Source organism: Nitratireductor sp. XY-223, from assembly GCF_004959855.1.
Classification (GTDB): domain Bacteria; phylum Pseudomonadota; class Alphaproteobacteria; order Rhizobiales; family Rhizobiaceae; genus Hoeflea_A.
Map to the genome: position 1 here is coordinate 259,869 of NZ_SPNT01000002.1, position 16,888 is coordinate 276,756.

The 16,888-nt window shown below is 63.2% G+C and carries 13 protein-coding genes; 8 read left to right on the plus strand and 5 right to left on the minus strand.

Going from position 1 to position 16,888, the window contains the following annotated elements; translation table 11 throughout:
- Nucleotides 1–2 precede the first annotated feature (2 nt).
- From E4M07_RS07820 to E4M07_RS07850, 7 genes are all read left to right on the plus strand, one after another.
- Nucleotides 3–1,895 carry an extracellular solute-binding protein gene (locus E4M07_RS07820; RefSeq protein ID WP_136657756.1) on the plus strand — a complete coding sequence of 631 codons (1,893 nt, stop codon included), beginning with the start codon at nucleotides 3–5 and terminating at the stop codon, nucleotides 1,893–1,895.
- Between the two features lie 39 nt (nucleotides 1,896–1,934).
- Nucleotides 1,935–3,032 (plus strand): microcin C ABC transporter permease YejB, encoded by a 1,098-nt coding sequence (locus E4M07_RS07825; protein ID WP_136657757.1) that lies wholly within the window; start codon nucleotides 1,935–1,937, stop codon nucleotides 3,030–3,032.
- Nucleotide 3,033: 1 nt separating this feature from the next.
- Nucleotides 3,034–4,179: an ABC transporter permease gene (locus E4M07_RS07830; RefSeq protein ID WP_136657758.1), complete on the plus strand. Its 1,146-nt coding sequence runs from the start codon at nucleotides 3,034–3,036 to the stop codon at nucleotides 4,177–4,179.
- The gene (locus E4M07_RS07835) at nucleotides 4,176–5,804 is read left to right on the plus strand and encodes an ABC transporter ATP-binding protein (protein WP_136657759.1); all 1,629 of its coding nucleotides are present in this window, start codon (nucleotides 4,176–4,178) and stop codon (nucleotides 5,802–5,804) included. The genes E4M07_RS07830 and E4M07_RS07835 overlap by 4 nt, the downstream gene beginning before the upstream one ends.
- Nucleotides 5,805–5,911: 107 nt before the next feature.
- The gene (locus tag E4M07_RS07840; RefSeq protein ID WP_136657760.1) at nucleotides 5,912–6,856 is read left to right on the plus strand and encodes an oxidoreductase; all 945 of its coding nucleotides are present in this window, start codon (nucleotides 5,912–5,914) and stop codon (nucleotides 6,854–6,856) included.
- Between the two features lie 77 nt (nucleotides 6,857–6,933).
- A complete protein-coding gene (locus tag E4M07_RS07845; RefSeq protein WP_136657761.1) occupies nucleotides 6,934–8,631 on the plus strand; it encodes an adenylate/guanylate cyclase domain-containing protein in 1,698 nt (565 codons plus the stop codon).
- A 68-nt stretch (nucleotides 8,632–8,699) separates the two neighbouring features.
- Nucleotides 8,700–11,108, plus strand: a complete 2,409-nt coding sequence (locus E4M07_RS07850; RefSeq protein ID WP_206057200.1) for a fatty acid cis/trans isomerase — start codon at nucleotides 8,700–8,702, stop codon at nucleotides 11,106–11,108.
- A 1-nt stretch (nucleotide 11,109) separates the two neighbouring features.
- Here the strand turns inward: E4M07_RS07850 and E4M07_RS07855 are convergent, their stop codons facing one another.
- From E4M07_RS07855 to E4M07_RS07865, 3 genes are all read right to left on the minus strand, one after another.
- On the minus strand, nucleotides 11,110–11,973 hold the full coding sequence (locus tag E4M07_RS07855; RefSeq protein ID WP_136657762.1) for an NlpC/P60 family protein: 864 nt from the start codon (nucleotides 11,971–11,973) through the stop codon (nucleotides 11,110–11,112).
- Nucleotides 11,970–12,320: a MarR family winged helix-turn-helix transcriptional regulator gene (locus E4M07_RS07860; protein WP_136657763.1), complete on the minus strand. Its 351-nt coding sequence runs from the start codon at nucleotides 12,318–12,320 to the stop codon at nucleotides 11,970–11,972. Before E4M07_RS07860 ends, E4M07_RS07855 begins: the two co-directional genes overlap by 4 nt.
- Before the next feature lie 90 nt (nucleotides 12,321–12,410).
- Nucleotides 12,411–13,784, minus strand: a complete 1,374-nt coding sequence (locus E4M07_RS07865; RefSeq protein WP_136657764.1) for a leucyl aminopeptidase family protein — start codon at nucleotides 13,782–13,784, stop codon at nucleotides 12,411–12,413.
- Between the two features lie 282 nt (nucleotides 13,785–14,066).
- Here E4M07_RS07865 and E4M07_RS07870 point away from each other — a divergent pair, with 282 nt between their 5' ends.
- On the plus strand, nucleotides 14,067–14,765 hold the full coding sequence (locus E4M07_RS07870) for a tetratricopeptide repeat protein (RefSeq protein ID WP_246660424.1): 699 nt from the start codon (nucleotides 14,067–14,069) through the stop codon (nucleotides 14,763–14,765).
- A 79-nt stretch (nucleotides 14,766–14,844) separates the two neighbouring features.
- Here the strand turns inward: E4M07_RS07870 and E4M07_RS07875 are convergent, their stop codons facing one another.
- Nucleotides 14,845–15,822, minus strand: a complete 978-nt coding sequence (locus E4M07_RS07875; RefSeq protein WP_136657766.1) for a type II secretion system F family protein — start codon at nucleotides 15,820–15,822, stop codon at nucleotides 14,845–14,847.
- 40 nt (nucleotides 15,823–15,862) lie between these two features.
- The gene (locus E4M07_RS07880) at nucleotides 15,863–16,873 is read right to left on the minus strand and encodes a type II secretion system F family protein (RefSeq protein WP_136657767.1); all 1,011 of its coding nucleotides are present in this window, start codon (nucleotides 16,871–16,873) and stop codon (nucleotides 15,863–15,865) included.
- Nucleotides 16,874–16,888 lie beyond the last annotated feature (15 nt).

The following is a 16,888-nucleotide window of genomic DNA, read 5'->3' on the forward strand; positions in this document are numbered from 1 at the left end:
CCATGACCTACCCGGCCGACCGACTGAAAAGACCCCTCACCCGTCGCGGGTTCCTTGCCGCCTCGGGCGCCGCGGCCGCCAGCCTGGCGATCCCGGCGCGCCTCGCCTTCGCGAAGAACCCGGCGGGTGAGAAACTGCACGGCATTTCCGCCTTCGGCGAACTCGGCTACCAACCGGATTTCAAACATTTCAACTTTGTAAACCCGGACGCGCCGAAAGGCGGAACCTTTTCGTTCCTGCCGCCCAACTGGTACTACAACCAGAACTACCAGACCTTCAACACGCTCAACACTTTCATTCTGCGCGGCGATGCGCCGCCGCGCATGGAGCTGTGCTTTGACGAACTGATGGTGCGGGCCATCGACGAGCCGGACGCGCTCTACTGCCACCTGGCCGAATGGGTTGAGAGCTCGGAAGACCGCAATACCTGGCGTTTCGGCATCCGCCCGCAAGCGCGGTTCCACGACGGCACGCCGGTAACGTCCAGGGATGCCGTCTTCAGCTTCCTGACGCTGAAGGAAGACGGACATCCGACCATCTCGACAACGCTGCGCGACCTGACCGACGCGGTGGCTCTCGACGAGAGAACCGTCGAAATCCGGTTCTCCGGCGATCAATCGGCGCAATCGATCCTGTCGGCGGCGAATATCCGGGTGCTGTCGGCCGTCTATTACGACACCCACGACTTCACCAGCGGCTCGCTCGACGTGCCGCTGTCGTCTGGCCCCTACAGGCCCGGCCGGTTCGAGCCGGGCAAGTTCATCGATTTCGAACGGGTGGAAGACTATTGGGCGCGCGATCTTCCGACCGCGCGCGGTCTCGACAATTTCGACGCGCTGCGGCTTGAATTCTTCGCCGAGCGGCAGGCCGGTTTCGAAGCCTTCAAGAAGGGCGACATCGTCTACCGCGAGGAATTCACCTCCAAGACCTGGGCGCTTGAGTACAATTTTCCCGCCATTACAGACGGCCGGGTGGTCAAGACGACATTCCCGTCCGAAAAACGTCCGATCATGCAGGCCTGGGCGGTCAACCAGCGGCGCCCCAAATTCGCGGACATCCGCGTGCGCGAGGCAATCAATCTGTGTTTCGACTACGAATGGACCAACGACAAGATCTTCTACGGCGCCTATACGCGGTCGCAGTCGCTGTTCCAGCGTTCGGAATTCGTCGCCTCCGGCCTGCCCGACGAGGCGGAACTCGCACTGCTCGAGCCGATCCGCGGCCGGGTGCCGCCCGCGACCTTCGGCGAGGCGGTGCTGCAGCCGGTTTCCGACGGCTCGGGACGCGACCGCCAATTGCTCCGCCGGGCCGTGAAACTGCTCAACGATGCCGGTTGGAGCCGCCAGGGCACGGTGCTTCAGAAGGATGGCGCACCGTTGACCGTCGAGGTGATGATCCGGTCACCGGTCTTCGAGCGGCTGCTTTCCGGATTTGTCGAGAACATGCGCCGCATCGGCATCGACGCGTCGATCCGGCTGGTCGATCCGGCGCAGTTCCAGCTGCGCCTCGACGAGTTCGATTTCGACATGGTCGGATATTCCGTGTCGTTCGAGGCCACACCGACCGCCGAATCCTTACGGACAATGTTCGCGCCGCAGACCGCCAACCGGCCCGGCTCCATGAACCTTCCGGGCGTCGATGACCCGGTCTACGAACAATTGCTGGACTACGTCGAGGCCGCGGAGAACAGGGCGGAGCTGATTACGGCGATGCGGGTCATCGACCGGGTCAACCGGGCGCGCCAGGACTGGATACCCAACTGGTATTCGGCCAACCACAGGGTTGCCTATTGGGACATGTTCGGCTTCAAGGATCCCAAGCCCGACTACGAATGGCCGGTGGAACGGCTCTGGTGGCTCGATCAGGAAAAGGCAATTAAGATTGGCAAGGCCTGATACAAACAACAATAAGAACAAGCAGGGGAATAAAGACTAATGGGCGCCTATATCATCAGGCGGCTGCTTTTGATGATCCCGACCATCATCGGGATCATGGGCATTACCTTCCTTGTGATCCAGTTCGCACCCGGCGGCCCGGTCGAACAGGTGATCGCCGAGCTGACCGGCCAGGGCAATTCGGCGCTCGACCGCATTTCCGGCAGCGGCGACTTCCAGACCCAGCCGACGGCCAGCGGCGACGACTTCTCCTCCAAATACCGCGGTGCCCAGGGCCTCGATCCAGAATTCATCGCCAAGCTCGAGAAGCAGTTCGGTTTCGACAAGCCGCCGCTCGAGCGGTTCCTGACCATGATGTGGAACTATATCCGCTTCGATTTCGGCGAGAGTTACTTCCGCGACGTGACGGTGATCGACCTGATCATCGAGAAAATGCCCGTCTCGATCTCGCTGGGCGTGTGGATCCTGCTGATATCCTACATCATTTCCATTCCGCTCGGCGTGCGCAAGGCGGTGGCGGACGGCTCGCGCTTCGACATCTGGACCTCCGGCGTGATCATTGTCGCCTACGCGGTTCCCGGCTTCCTGTTTGGCATCCTGCTGATCATCCTGTTCGCCGGCGGATCGTTCTTCGACTGGTTCCCGCTGCGCGGCCTCGTCTCCGACAATTTCGCCGAGCTTTCCTGGTGGGAAAAGATCATCGACTATTTCTGGCACCTGACACTGCCGCTGATTTCGCTTTCGCTCGCCGCCTTCGCCACGACGACGCTGCTGACCAAGAATTCCTTCATCGACGAGATCCGCAAGCAGTACGTCACGACGGCGCGCGCCAAGGGCCTGACGGAGCGGCAGGTGCTTTACGGCCATGTCTTCCGCAACGCCATGCTGATCATCATCGCCGGCTTCCCCGCGGCCTTCATCACCGCGTTCTTTACCGGATCGCTGCTGATCGAGACCATTTTCTCGCTCGACGGCCTCGGCCGCCTCGGTTACCAGTCGGTGCTGAACCGCGACTATCCGGTGGTCTTCGGCACGCTCTTCATCTTCTCGCTGATGGGCCTCGTCGTCGGTCTCATATCCGACCTCATCTACACCTGGGTCGATCCGCGCATCGACTTCGAACGGCGAGACGTCTGACATGGACCAGAGCGTCAGACAGACCGTGGAAGTGCCGACCGGGCCGCCGTCCGGCTTTTTCTCGCCGACGGCGAAACGGCGCTGGCGCAACTTCAAGGCCAACCGCCGCGGCTACTGGTCGTTCTGGATATTCCTCGTCATTTTCGTACTCAGCCTCGGCGCCGAGCTGATCGCCAACGACAGGCCGATCCTCGCTTCCTACAAGGGCGAGCTGCTGGTGCCGGTGCTTGTCGACTACCCGGAGGAGAAGTTCGGCGGATTCCTGGCGCGAACCGATTATCGCGACCCGTTCATCCGCGACGAGATCGAGGCCAACGGATGGATGCTGTGGCCGCCGGTCCGCTATTCATACCGGACAGCCAATTCCTATATCCCCAGCTCGGCGCCGACGCGGCCCTTCTGGCTGATGAGCAAGGAGGAGCGGTGCTCTGCCTATCCGCTGGGGGTCGATGACCCGGACTGCATCATCGGCAACATGAACTGGCTCGGCACCGACGACCAGGCCCGTGACGTGTTTGCGCGCATGATCTACGGCTTCCGTATCTCGGTGCTGTTCGGACTGGCGCTGACGAGCCTTTCGGCGATTATCGGCGTGTCGGCAGGAGCGGTGCAGGGCTATTTCGGCGGCTGGACGGATCTGTTGTTGCAGCGCTTCATCGAGATCTGGTCGTCGATGCCGGTGCTCTACATCCTGCTCATCATGGCGGCCATCCTGCCGCCCGGATTCTGGATCCTGCTCGGCATCATGCTGCTGTTTTCCTGGGTGGCCTTTGTCGGCGTGGTGCGGGCCGAGTTCCTGCGCGCCCGCAATTTCGAATATGTCAACGCGGCGCGGGCGCTCGGCGTCGGCAACACGACGATCATCTTCCGGCACCTTCTGCCCAATGCCATGGTGGCGACGCTCACCTTCCTGCCGTTCATCCTGTCCGGGTCGATCACGACGCTGACCTCGCTCGACTTCCTCGGCTTCGGCATGCCGCCGGGTTCGCCGTCGCTCGGCGAGCTGATCGCCCAGGGCAAGAACAACCTGCAGGCGCCGTGGCTCGGGCTGACGGCCTTCTTCGTCATCTCCATCATGCTGTCGCTGCTGATCTTCGTCGGCGAGGCAACGCGCGACGCCTTCGATCCGAGAAAGACATTCCAATGACCGGACCGCTTGTTTCCATACGCGATCTTTCGGTCGAGTTCCGCCAGGGCGAGGACCGGACCCTCGCCGTCGACCGGGTGTCCTTCGACATCGGCCGGGGCGAGACCGTGGCACTGGTGGGCGAATCGGGTTCCGGCAAGTCCGTCACGGCGCTCTCGGTCCTGAAGCTCCTGCCCTATCCGGCGGCCAGCCACCCGTCCGGTTCGGTCCTGTTCAAGGGCGATGACCTGCTTAAGGCGGACGACACCAAGCTGCGCGACGTGCGCGGCAACGACGTGACGATGATCTTCCAGGAGCCGATGACCTCGCTCAACCCGCTGCACACGATCGAGCGGCAGATCGGCGAGATCCTCGGACTGCACCAGGGGCTCTACGACGAGGCGGCCCGAACGCGCACGCTGGAGCTTCTCAACCAGGTCGGTATCCGCGACCCGGAAAAGCGTCTCGGATCCTATCCGCACGAGCTTTCCGGCGGGCAGCGGCAGCGGGTCATGATCGCCATGTCGCTGGCCAACCGCCCGGAGCTGCTGATCGCCGACGAGCCGACCACGGCGCTGGATGTTACGGTGCAGGCGCAGATCCTCGAACTGCTCAACCGGCTCAAGACCGACCACAAGATGTCGATGCTGTTCATCACCCACGATCTCGGCATCGTGCGCAAGATCTCCGACCGCGTGTGCGTCATGACGCAGGGAAAGATCGTCGAGGCCGGCCCGACACGGGAAATCTTCGAGAACCCGCAGCACGACTATACCAAGCACCTGCTGGCGGCCGAGCCGCGGGGCGAGCCGCCGAAATCCGACGACAGCGCGCCGATCGTCATCGAAGGAAAGCAGGTCAAGGTCTGGTTCCCGATCAAGAAGGGGTTTCTCAGGCGCACGGCCGACTATATCAAGGCGGTCGATGGCATCGACCTGACGCTCAGGGCCGGCCAGACGCTCGGCATCGTCGGCGAATCCGGCTCGGGCAAGACGACGCTTGGCCTGGCGCTGACACGGCTGATCTCGTCGAAGGGCCAGATCGCCTTCGTCGGCAAGAATATCGAGAGTTACTCCTTTTCGGCGATGAAACCGCTGCGCAGCCAGATGCAGGTGGTGTTCCAGGATCCCTACGGATCGCTGTCGCCGCGCATGTCGATTGCCGAGATCGTCTCCGAGGGCCTGCGCATCCACGAACCGGGCCTCAGCCGCGACGAGCGTGACCGGCGCGTCGCGGCGGCGCTCGAGGAGGTCGGGCTCGATCCGTCGACCCGGTGGCGCTATCCGCATGAATTCTCCGGCGGGCAGCGCCAGCGCATCGCCATCGCGCGGGCCATGGTGCTCAATCCGCGCTTCGTCATGCTGGACGAGCCGACCTCGGCGCTCGACATGAGCGTGCAGGCGCAGGTCGTCGACCTGCTGCGCAAGCTGCAGCGCGACCACAACCTCGCCTATCTCTTCATCAGCCACGACCTGAAGGTGGTGCGGGCGCTTGCCAACAACGTCATCGTCATGCGGTTCGGCAAGGTGGTCGAGCAGGGTCCGGCCCACCAGATCTTCGACGAACCGCAGACCGACTACACCAAGGCGCTGATGGCGGCGGCATTCGAGCTGGTGGCCACGACGTCGGGTGTGGTGAGCGACTAGCACATCTGCCCTTCATGGCCCGCCTTTTTAACATATTGACAAACAGTGTCAATATGTCCATATGAAGTCCAGTCGTTTTCCGACATCGTGCCGCGGGGACAGAACCGATGAACCTCGATTTGAGCGAAATCCCGAATCAGACCGGTCGTCTAGCCGTCGTCACCGGTGCGAATGCGGGCCTCGGAAAGGAAACCGCGATCGGGCTCGCCCGGACCGGGATGAAGGTTGTCATGGCCTGCCGCAGCCCGCAACGCGCCGAGGCGGCGCGGCAGGACATCCTGCGCGTCGCGCCGGGCGGCGATATCGAGGTCATGGCAATCGATCTCTCCAGCCTGGCATCGGTCCGGGAATTCGCCGACCGATTTCGCGAGACCCATTCCAGTCTCGACCTGCTGATCAACAATGCCGGCGTCATGATCCCGCCGCACGCGGTCAGCGAGGACGGGTTCGAAATCCAGATGGCGGCCAACTATTTCGGACATTTCGTGCTGACGGCGCGGCTGATCGACCTGATGCCCGACACGGCGGAAAGCCGGGTCGTCTCGCTTGCCAGCATCGCCCACAAGAACGCACAGATCGATTTCGAAGGTCTCCGATCGGGGTCCGGCCCGACCGGAGCGCGGGCCTACGGCCAGAGCAAGCTGGCGTGCCTCATGTTCGCGCTTGAGCTTGACCGCCGGCTCCGGCGCGCCGGAAGGAAGACACTGTCGGTCGCCGCCCATCCCGGCGTCTCGGGCACGGAACTCCCGCGGCACATGAACCCCGTCCTCTACGCCCTGCTGCGTGTCACGCTCATGCCGTTCTTCACCCACCCGCCGGCGCAAGGCGCACAGCCGACACTCGTTGCCGCGCTCGGCGCGGACGTCGAGGGCGGGCAGTACTTCGGCCCGAAAGGCATCATGGAAATGCGCGGTCCGCCCGGTCTCGCCCGCATGCGCTCCCAGGCGCGCAGCGAAAATGACGCGAAAAGGCTGTGGGCGCTCACCGAGGAACTGACCGGCGAGCGTTTTGCGGTTGCAATTGACGGTCGCGAACCACAGATTCAGGACTGACGGACCCCAACGGGATGGCGCAGAACCGGTCGTGGCCCCTTCGCACGACCCGGCGCAGACGAGGATAGGTGGAATCCATGTCCAAGGAGCAGTCTCGCAAGCTCGCGGCGATCATGGCCGCAGACATTGTCGACTATTCGCGGCTCATGGCCGAAGACGAGCAAGCCACACTGGCCAGTCTGCGGGCCTTTCGCGGCGAACTGCTCGAGCCGTCGGTGTCCGAGCATGCCGGCTCCATCATCAAGAACATGGGCGACGGCTGGCTGGCGGAGTTCGACTCTATCGTCGGTGCGGTGAATTGCGCGACGGCGATCCAGGAACGCCTGAGCCAGGACGGCGCCGTCGAGATCCGCATCGGCATCCATGTCGGCGACATCATCCATGAAAACGAGGACATATTCGGCGACGGCGTCAATATCGCCGCCCGGCTACAGCAAATCGCCGCACCCGGCGCCGTCATCGTGTCGGGCGACGTCTACAAGCTGATCGACCGGAAAACCGGCACCGAGTTCGAGGAACTGGGCATCCAGCGGCTGAAGAACATCACGGTGGATACGGCCGTCTACGGATGGGCGCCCGAAACGGCCAAGGGCGAGTCGCTTCTGTCCGAGTCTTCCGAGGAAGCAGCCGCGAACCACGTTCCGGTCGTGCTGATCGAGGAGTTGCATGTATCCGGTTCCGAGGAGGAAGCGGCGGACATGGCTGAGGAAATCCGCTACGAGCTCCTGCTGCTCATGTCGCGCCGCACCGGCATCAAGGTCGTCTCGGAACGCAATGACCAGATCGAGCCCAAATATGTCGTCGGTGGCCGCTGCCGCGTCTCCGGCTCGAAGGTGCGCTTCGACATGACGCTTTCCGGCGGCAAGGGCGGCGAAACCATCCGGACGGAGCGTTTCCAAAGCGATGCGGACGACCGGGACGAATTCATCGAACGGGTCGCGCGGCGCATTTCCGTGATGGTGCGCAGCTTCACCACGACACAGGACGGCGCGGAACACGCAGAACGGCCGAACGCGGAATTGTCGGTTCAGGAACTGCTTTCGAAGGCGGCCTTCCTCAATGCCCGCTGGAGCCGCGAAGGCGCCGAGGGTGCGCAGGCGGCGCTCGAAAAGGCGCTTTCCAAGTCGCCGGACAACCCGATGGCACTGGCCATGCTTGCGATGTCGCTGCTGAGCCCGCTCTTTGCCGGATACGGCCGCCGCTCTGAGGTCGATCCGCCGCGGGTCATGGATCTTGCCAACAGGGCCGTCAGCCTGGGCCCCCAGTCGGACGTCGTCTTCATGGCCAGGGCTTTCGGCCGCCTGTGGCTGCACGGCGACTATGACGGCGCAAGGTCGGATATCGACCGGGCGCTGCAGATCAATCCCGGCTATCAGGAACTTCAGGCGGCCCAGGGACTGGTGGAGGTTTTCGAGGGCAACGCGCAAAAGGGCGCCAAATACCTGATCGACAATCTCGATATGATGTCGGAGAGCATGGTGTTCCCCGTGCTGCTGTTTTCCATCGGGCTTGCCTATGTGCTGGCAGGCGAGAGCGAAACGGCCTTCCAGTATGCCCGCGAGGGCCACGAGCGCGCGCCGTTCATCTCCAATTGCGGCATGGTCTACGCCGCGTCTGCGGCGGACAAGCCTGAAATCACGGACACACGCGAATTCAAGGAGATGGTCGAGCGTCTCGGCATCGACCTTACGATCGTCGACAATTATCCCTTCCGGAGGGACGAGGATCGCGCGCTGTTGCGGTCGAGGCTCGAGGCAGCCGGCGTTCCTGCGTGATTTACCGGCGCCTGCGCGTGCGGCAAGGCCGTTGACAGCGAATATAAAAGCACGGCTAAACTCGCCGCATGGTTCGCCGTGCGAGAAAAAACCGGCTTCGTGCCTGGCCGCTCAGGACATTGCTGTCCGTCGTCGCGCTCTCGGCACTGGCGGCATGCGGCAATGACGAGCCTGCGGCAGATACAAGCGAATATCCCCCGATTCCGGTTCTCGACACGGCGCAGCGCATGGCTTCGGACCGGAAATGGTCGGGCGTTTTCGATGTCGTCGAAAAGCGCTGCGTCGTGTGCCACGGCTGCTACGATGCGCCCTGCCAACTGAAGCTTTCCTCCGCCGACGGGCTGCTGCGCGGTGCCAGCAAGGAACGGGTGTACGATCCGTCTCGCCTGAACGACGCGCCGCTGACACGGCTCGGCATCGATGCCACGACACAGGCCGGCTGGCAAAAGCTGGGATTCTATCCGGTGATGAAGAACGCCGCGGCGCCGGAGGCCTATCCGTCGATCATCTCCGGTCTCCTCGATCTCGGACGGGCCAACCCGCCACCGGCGAACGAGGCGCTTCCGGACGATGTCAGCCTCGACCTTCACCGCAAGCTGAGCTGCCCGGCACCCGATGAACTGGACGGTTATGCCGCGGGCCATCCGCATGGCGGCATGCCCTACGGCACGGCGCCCCTGAGCGACAGCGAGTACCGCCTTTTGTCGGATTGGGCGACATCAGGCGCGCCGCTGCCGAGCGCAAAAACCGATGTGCCGGAGGAGGTCAGCCTTCGCGTCGACGCGGTCGAGACATTCCTGAACGGCGAGGACAACCGCAGCAGGCTGGTGGCGCGCTACATCTACGAGCACCTGTTCCTTGCCCATCTGCATATCGAAAACGATACCCCGGACCGGTTCTTCCGGCTGATCCGGTCGCGCACGCCGCCGGGGACCGCGGCGGACGAAATCGCCACGAGACGGCCGTTCGACGATCCGGGCGAAAAACCGTTCTACTACCGGATCGTTCCGATCGACGGAACGATCCTGCACAAGGAACACGTGGTCTACGAGATCGGACCCGAACGGATCGGGCGCTACCGGTCGCTGTTTCTGTCCGGCGACTGGGACGTCGAGGCCCTGCCGCCCTATTCGGCGGCGGCCGGCGGCGATCCGTTTTCGACCTTCTCCGCGATGCCGGCGGAGGGACGCTACCGGTTCCTGCTCGACGATGCGCTCTTCTTCGTGCGCAGCTTCATCCGCGGCCCAGTCTGCTACGGCCAGGTGGCTGTGGATGTGATCGAGGACCGGTTCTGGGTGTCCTTCCTCGATCCTTCGGCCGACCTGTCGGTGACCGAGCCCTCCTATCTGCGTGAGGCCGCGCCGCTTCTGGAACTGCCGGTCGCGCATGCGGAGGGCGGCCTCGAGGACCGGCTGGCCGGTTTTCTTGCCTCGGGGCCGGTGGAATATCTGCGGTTCAGGGACCGGCGCTACCGGGCGGCGCCTTCCTATGCCGAGGGACCGGCCTATTCCGACATCTGGGACGGCGACGGCAGCAATCCCGACGCACACCTGACCGTATTCAGGAACTTCGACAACGCCTCTGTCGTTACCGGTTTCGTTGGAGCGGTCCCGGAGACCGCCTGGGTGATCGACTATCCGCTGTTCGAGCGCATCTATTACGACCTCGTCGCCGGTTTCGACGTGTTCGGCAGTATCGAGCACCAGCTGACCACCCGGTTCTACATGGACAATCTGCGCCGCGAGGGCGAAACGATCTTCCTTTCCTTCCTGCCGCCGGAGGTGCGCGCGCCGCTGCACGACAGCTGGTATCGCGGCCCGCTCGCCGAGCTGGTCGACCGCTGGAAGGAACAGCCTGTCGATACCAGTACGCCGACGGCCATCGACTTTAAGACGGACGATCCGAAGACGGAGTTTCTCCTGTCGCTGTTGACCAGGGGGCCGCGGCTGTGGCCGACGGCCGATCCCATCAACCGCTGCTCCGGCGCGCAATGCGCCGATCCGGACACGCCGCCGGGCCGGCTGCGGGCGATTGCCAGCCGAAAGGGCGCATGGGTCAAATATCTGCCGGACATTGCGGTGCTTGTGGTCGAGACGCCGGACACACCGTTGATCTTCACGCTGGCGCACGACAAGGCGCACAGCAATGTCGCGTTCCTGTTCCGCGAAGCCTATCGCCGCGAACCGCAGGACGACCGGCTGACCATCGTGCCGGGACAGTTTGCGAGCTATCCGAATTTTTACTTCAGGATCACCGAGACGGAGCTGCCCGCCTTCCTGGCCGACCTGGTTTCGGTTGCCGACCAGGACGGTTACATGCGCTTTGTCGGGCAATACGGCGTGCGCCGCGCGAGCCCCGGATTCTGGGCCAGCGTGGACCGGGTGCAGGCGGCGATGAATTCCGAAAACCCGCTGCAGGCAGGGCTGCTGGACCTCAACCGCTACAAGGATCCGCGGTCCGATGACCGGATCGAATAGATCAGGGCCGGCGCGTCGTCGTCGGCGGCCCGAACAGCCGGCCGATCCGGTCGATGGCCTGCGTCAGCGGCTCGCGTACCACCTGCATGGCGTGGCCGCTGGCATGAAGCACGGTCCCCCCGCCCTCGACGACCGCCACGTGCCCCTTCCAGAAGACGAGATCGCCGCGCCTGAGGCCCGCATAGTCCGTACCGGCATCGACGGGTTCGCCCAGACCCGCTTCCTGCATGTCGGTATCGCGCGGCGCCGACGTGCCGCACATCGCCATCGCGAGCTGCACCAGACCGGAGCAGTCGACCCCGAAACCCGAACGTCCGCCCCAGAGATACGGGGTGTTCAGAAACATCGCGGCAATGCCGACATAGTCATCGGCCCGATAGGGCAACGGTGCGACATGCGCGGCGATCACGGCACCGCCGCCGTCAAGCAGCAGGTATTCAGTGCCGCGCGTCGTTTCGCTGCCTGTTACCGCGAGCCGGTTGCCGATGGAGCATACGGTCCGAACCGGACTGCGCAGATCGGCGGCCCGGTAGAGAAAGGTCCTCGGAACCGTGACAATGTGGGTCGGCTCGGCGCCGGGCGGGCCAAGCCCTCCGGTATCGACGTAGCCGACATAGCCATCGGTCTCCAACTGCACCCAGCCCCGGCCGTCGCGCTCCTCGAAGAGGGTGACGGCTTCGCCCATCAGCGCCTGCGTGCCAATGCTTGATCCGTCGTCCGGAAGGTCGCGCATATTAAGGACGGGCTTGGTGACGATCCGTCGTTCCCCGGCTACATAATTCGTGGCGCTGACCCGGTCCTTCAGCGCGATGTCTGCGAGATCGGAGCGATAGGCATTGAGCCGACTGTCGAGACCGCCGCTCAAGGGGTCAACTCCCGTCCCTCGTCAATGATGATGTCGCCGAGCCTCTCAAGATAGAGCGCGCCGTCGACCGTGCGCTGGATGATGACGTTGCGCTTGTCCTTCTCGTCGCGCGTGCGACGCACCAGGCCCAGCGCTCCCATGGAATCCAGCGCCCGGGTAATGACCGGTTTGGTCACGCCGAGCGTTGCCGCAAGGCCGCGCACCGTGTGCGGCGGCGGCACGAGGTAGATGTGGAGCAATATGCTGAGCTGGCGCAGCGTCAGGTCATGCGCATCCGACTGCACCAGCCTGAGCGACGCGCTGTGCCAGAGATGCAGCGCCTGCGATGGGCTGAGTGCCAGGCTCATTTTGCTGTCCGACCCCTGAAACCGGTGATTGTTTCGCTACCGTATCATTCTCGGCCGTTGCCGTCAAAACCAGGCGGGCAGCGTACCCGTTCATGCCGGATGACGGGTGCACAGAAGATGGAACAGGGCGCGTATGGCCTGGGCCTCCCCGCCGACGGGCGCGTGCGGTTTCTGCTTCGGGTTCCATGCATAGATGTCGAAATGCGCCCATTCCTGCGCCTTTTCGACGAACCGGGCGAGAAACAGCGCGGCGATGATCGATCCGGCCATGCCGCCGGGCGGCGCATTGTTGAGATCGGCGATCGGCGAGGACAGGTTGCGGTCGTAGGGATCGAACAGCGGCATGCGCCAGACCGGATCGCGGACCTCCACGGCAGCGGCATCGAGTGCCGCCGCGAAAGCATCGCCCCGGCAATAGTAGGGCGGCAGATCCGGCCCCAACGCCACCCGCGCCGCACCGGTGAGCGTTGCCATGTCGATCATCAGCTGCGGCGCCTCCTCGTCGGCGAGCGACAGCGCATCGGCAAGCACCAGCCGCCCCTCGGCGTCGGTGTTGCCGATCTCCACGGTCAGGCCCTTCCGGCTGGTCAGTATGTCACCGGGCCGGAAAGCATTGCCGGCAATGGCGTTCTCGACCGCCGGTATCAAGACGCGCAGGCGCACGGGAAGACCGGCATCCATGATCATCGATGCGAGGCCCAGCACATTCGCGGCGCCGCCCATGTCCTTCTTCATTAAAAGCATGCCCGCGGCGGGCTTGATATCAAGGCCGCCGGTATCGAAGCAAACGCCCTTGCCGACGAGCGTGACCTTGGGCGCGTCCTCGCGTCCCCAGGTCAGATCGAGCAGACGCGGCGCCGATCTGCTCGCCCGGCCCACCGCGTGGATCATCGGAAAATTCTCGTCCAGCAGCGCGTCGCCGGCGGTGCTCGCCACCTTTGCCGAATGCTGCGATGCCAGGTCGCGCAGGCTCTTTTCAAGTTCGTCCGGCCCCATGTCGTTCACGGGCGTGTTGACGAGATCGCGGGCGAGGCAGCAGCCGCGCAATATTCGCTCCAGAGACACCCGTTCCTCGCGGCTTGCGCAAACAAGCCTGACGGCTTTTGTATCGCGCTTCCTGTAACGGTCGAAACGGTAGCTTCCGAGGCCGAAACCCAGCGCCATCAGCGAGGCGGCGCCGCCGGCATTCTCCAGCCGCCAGTTGCCCGCCGGCAGCTTCCGGGCCAGCGCGCCGGCGGCGAATGGCCTGTCGTCAACGCCGCCGCCGATTCCGAACAGGGCCCCCGATACGGTGCGGTCCTCGCCGGGCAGCAGCTGGAACTCACCTTCCGATGCTCCGAAACCCGTCTGGTCGATCCACGACTGCACGGCCGGATCCGGTCTTTTCTGCTCGATGTCTTCCTTGCTGATCAGGAACACCGGAAGGCTGGCTTCATCGGCATCGACAAAACAATCGGTCGTCATGGGTTACCTCGGCTGGCGTTGTTAACCATCCATTAGGGTTAACAGAATATTTATTGAACGGAGGGCAGATCATCCGAAGCTAAAGCATTCCGCGGCAAAGTGGAATCACCGGGCCGCAAGATTGTTCGCAGTCGCTGAACTGCCCCGGCAACCGTGCAAAACAGACGGAAACGGGGTCGTCGAATGGGGAATTCCAGAACAATACGCCGGTCACAACTCGCAAGAACGGTATGCGCCATCGCCCTGACAGCCGCCCTCGCCGGCTGTGCCAATGTCAGCAAGATGAAAACCGGCTCGATCTCGGCCGGCAGCAAGCCGATTTCGCAGATGAACAGTTCGGAGCTTTCGCGGGTCGAGGGGAAATACGCATCGGCCTACAAGGCCAATCCGAAGGACAAGGCCGTCGGGATCAACTATGCCACGCTGCTGCGCATGACTGGGCGGGACGACCAGGCGCTAGCCGTCATGCAGCAGGTCGCCATACACCATCCTGCCGACCGCGACGTGCTGGCGAGCTACGGAAAGGCCCAGGCCTCGGCCGGACAGCTTGAGGCGGCGCTCGACACGATCAAGCGCGCGCAGACGCCGGACCAGCCGGACTGGAGACTGTTTTCCGCTGAAGGCGCGATACTCGATCAGCTCGGAAAGTCCAACGAGGCGCGGCGGCTCTACCGCAAGGCGCTCGACATCATGCCGGACGAACCTTCGGTTCTGTCCAATCTCGGCATGTCCTATCTGCTCTCCGGCGATCTGCCGACTTCCGAGACCTATCTGAAAAAGGCAGTTGCAAAACCCGGTGCCGACAGCCGCGTGCGCCAGAACCTGGCGCTCGTCGTCGGCCTGCAGGGCCGCTTCCAGGAAGCGGAGCAAATCGCCAAGGCGGAACTCTCCCGCGAGCAGGCACAGGCCAATGTCGCCTACCTGCGCTCGATGATGGCCCAGCAGAACGCCTGGGCAAAACTGAAAGACAAGAAAAGCTAACGCGCCCCGGCGCCAAGCAGGCAAACAAAAACCCGGCCGTTACGGCCGGGTTTTTTATTGGGCAGTGGGTGCCGCTCTATCAGAATCCGACCGTGTCGAAGACGCTCATCAGCGCCGGCCCGAGGATCACGCCGAAGATAACCGGCAGGAAGAACAGGATCATCGGCACCGTCAGCTTCGGCGGCAGGGCGGCCGCTTTCTTCTCAGCCTCGGTCATGCGCATGTCGCGGCTTTCCTGGGCCAGGACACGCAGTGCCTGTGCAACCGGCGTTCCGTACCGTTCCGCCTGAATCAGCGCCTGGCAGACCGATTTCACCGGCTCGAGCCCGGTGCGGTCGCCGAGGTTTTCGAAACCCTTGCGGCGTTCGTCGAGATAGGAGAGCTCGGCGGTGGTCAGCACGAGTTCCTCGGCGAGCGGCGCCGACTGGTTGGCGACCTCGTCGGCAACACGCCGGAACGCGGACTCGATCGATACGCCCGATTCGACACAGATCAGCATCAGGTCGAGCGCATCGGGCCAGGCGATGCGGATCGATTTCTGCCGTTTCGCGGTCTTGTTGGAAACGTAGATGTTGGGGGCGTAGAACCCCAGATACGCCGCACCAATGCAGATTAGAACCCGTATGGCGGTCGGCTGATCCGCAAAACCGTCCAGCCAGAAAACGTAGAACACCGCGGCCACCAGGAAGACGAACGGAAGCGTAAACCGCGCGAACAGGAATATGTTCAGGGCGTTCTGCGTCCGAAAACCGGCAATCCGCATTTTCTTGACGGTGGTGCTGTCGACCAGCGCCTCCCGAAGGTTCAGCTTTTCAACAAACTGGCGGATGGAGGTGTTGTTGTCATGCCGAAGCGAGCCGCGTGAATTGGCCTCGGCATTCAGACGCACCCGCTCGCGTGCCCTGATCTCGTCACGCTCGAGGGCAACCGATTTCATGCGCGCCTTCAGGTCGCCGCGCTCGAAGAACGGCATGATGACCGTAACCATCGTGGCGAAAATAGCGATTCCGACAAGAACTGCCGCAACGAATGTTGGATCTGTGAGCGTCTTGATCATGACAGGGTTACTCTTTGAATCACCGGCTTCGGCTCAAGCCTCATATGTCGAAATTGATCATGTTGCGCATTACCAGCACACCCATCACCATCCAGATGGCGGACGCACCCAGGATCAGGTGTCCGCGCGGGTCGGTGAAAAGCGGCATGATGTAGCCCGGCGACGTCATGTAGACCGAGGCCATGATGAAGAACGGCAGTGAACCGATAATGACGGCGGAAGCCTTGGCTTCCATCGACAGCGCGTTGACCTTTGCCTTCATCTTCTTGCGGTCGCGAATGACGCGCGACAGGTTTGCAAGCGCTTCCGATAGGTTGCCGCCCGCCTGCGCCTGGATCGTGATGACGATCGAGAAGAAACTGGTTTCCGGCATCGGGATGTTTTCGTGCAGCCGTTCGCAGGCCTGCGGCACGGTCATGCCCAGCTGCTGGGCCTCGACGATGCGCTTGAACTCGGTGCGCAGCGGCTCCTGCGCCTCGGTGGCGATCATCCGGAGCGCGTCATTGATCGGCAGGCCCGAGCGGATCGAGCGCACGATGACGTCGAGGGCGTTCGGGAATTCGTCGAGAAATGCCTTGAAGCGACGCGCCCGCTTGAACGAAACGATCCAGCGCGGCACGCCCAGGCCACCGACAACAGCCATCCCGGCCACGACGAACAGCGGTGTTCCGATGATCAATGCGGCGGCAGCCAATGCAAGGCCGCAAAGCAGGCTGGCGATGTAGAACTGGGCGACATTGATGCCCCAGCCTGTCTGGTAGAGCGCGATCTTCAGTGGCGGCGACGAGTAGTTGACCTTCTTTTTCTGCTTTTCCTCAAGGTCCTTGAGCGATTCCTGTACGGACCTGCGCCGCTTGGCCTCCTTGTTGATGTTCTCGCGCGCCATCTTTATGGCCTTGATGTCCGTTTCCGCGCGCTTGACCTGCTTGTAGCGTTGGTCCGACTTGTTCTGGGTCTCGATCGACGGAAACAGGACCGTAAACGCAAGGCCGCCGGCGGCGATCGCCACCAGCAGGATAATCAACAGGACCGGCATCTCAATTCCGAACATATCGACTGCCCTTTC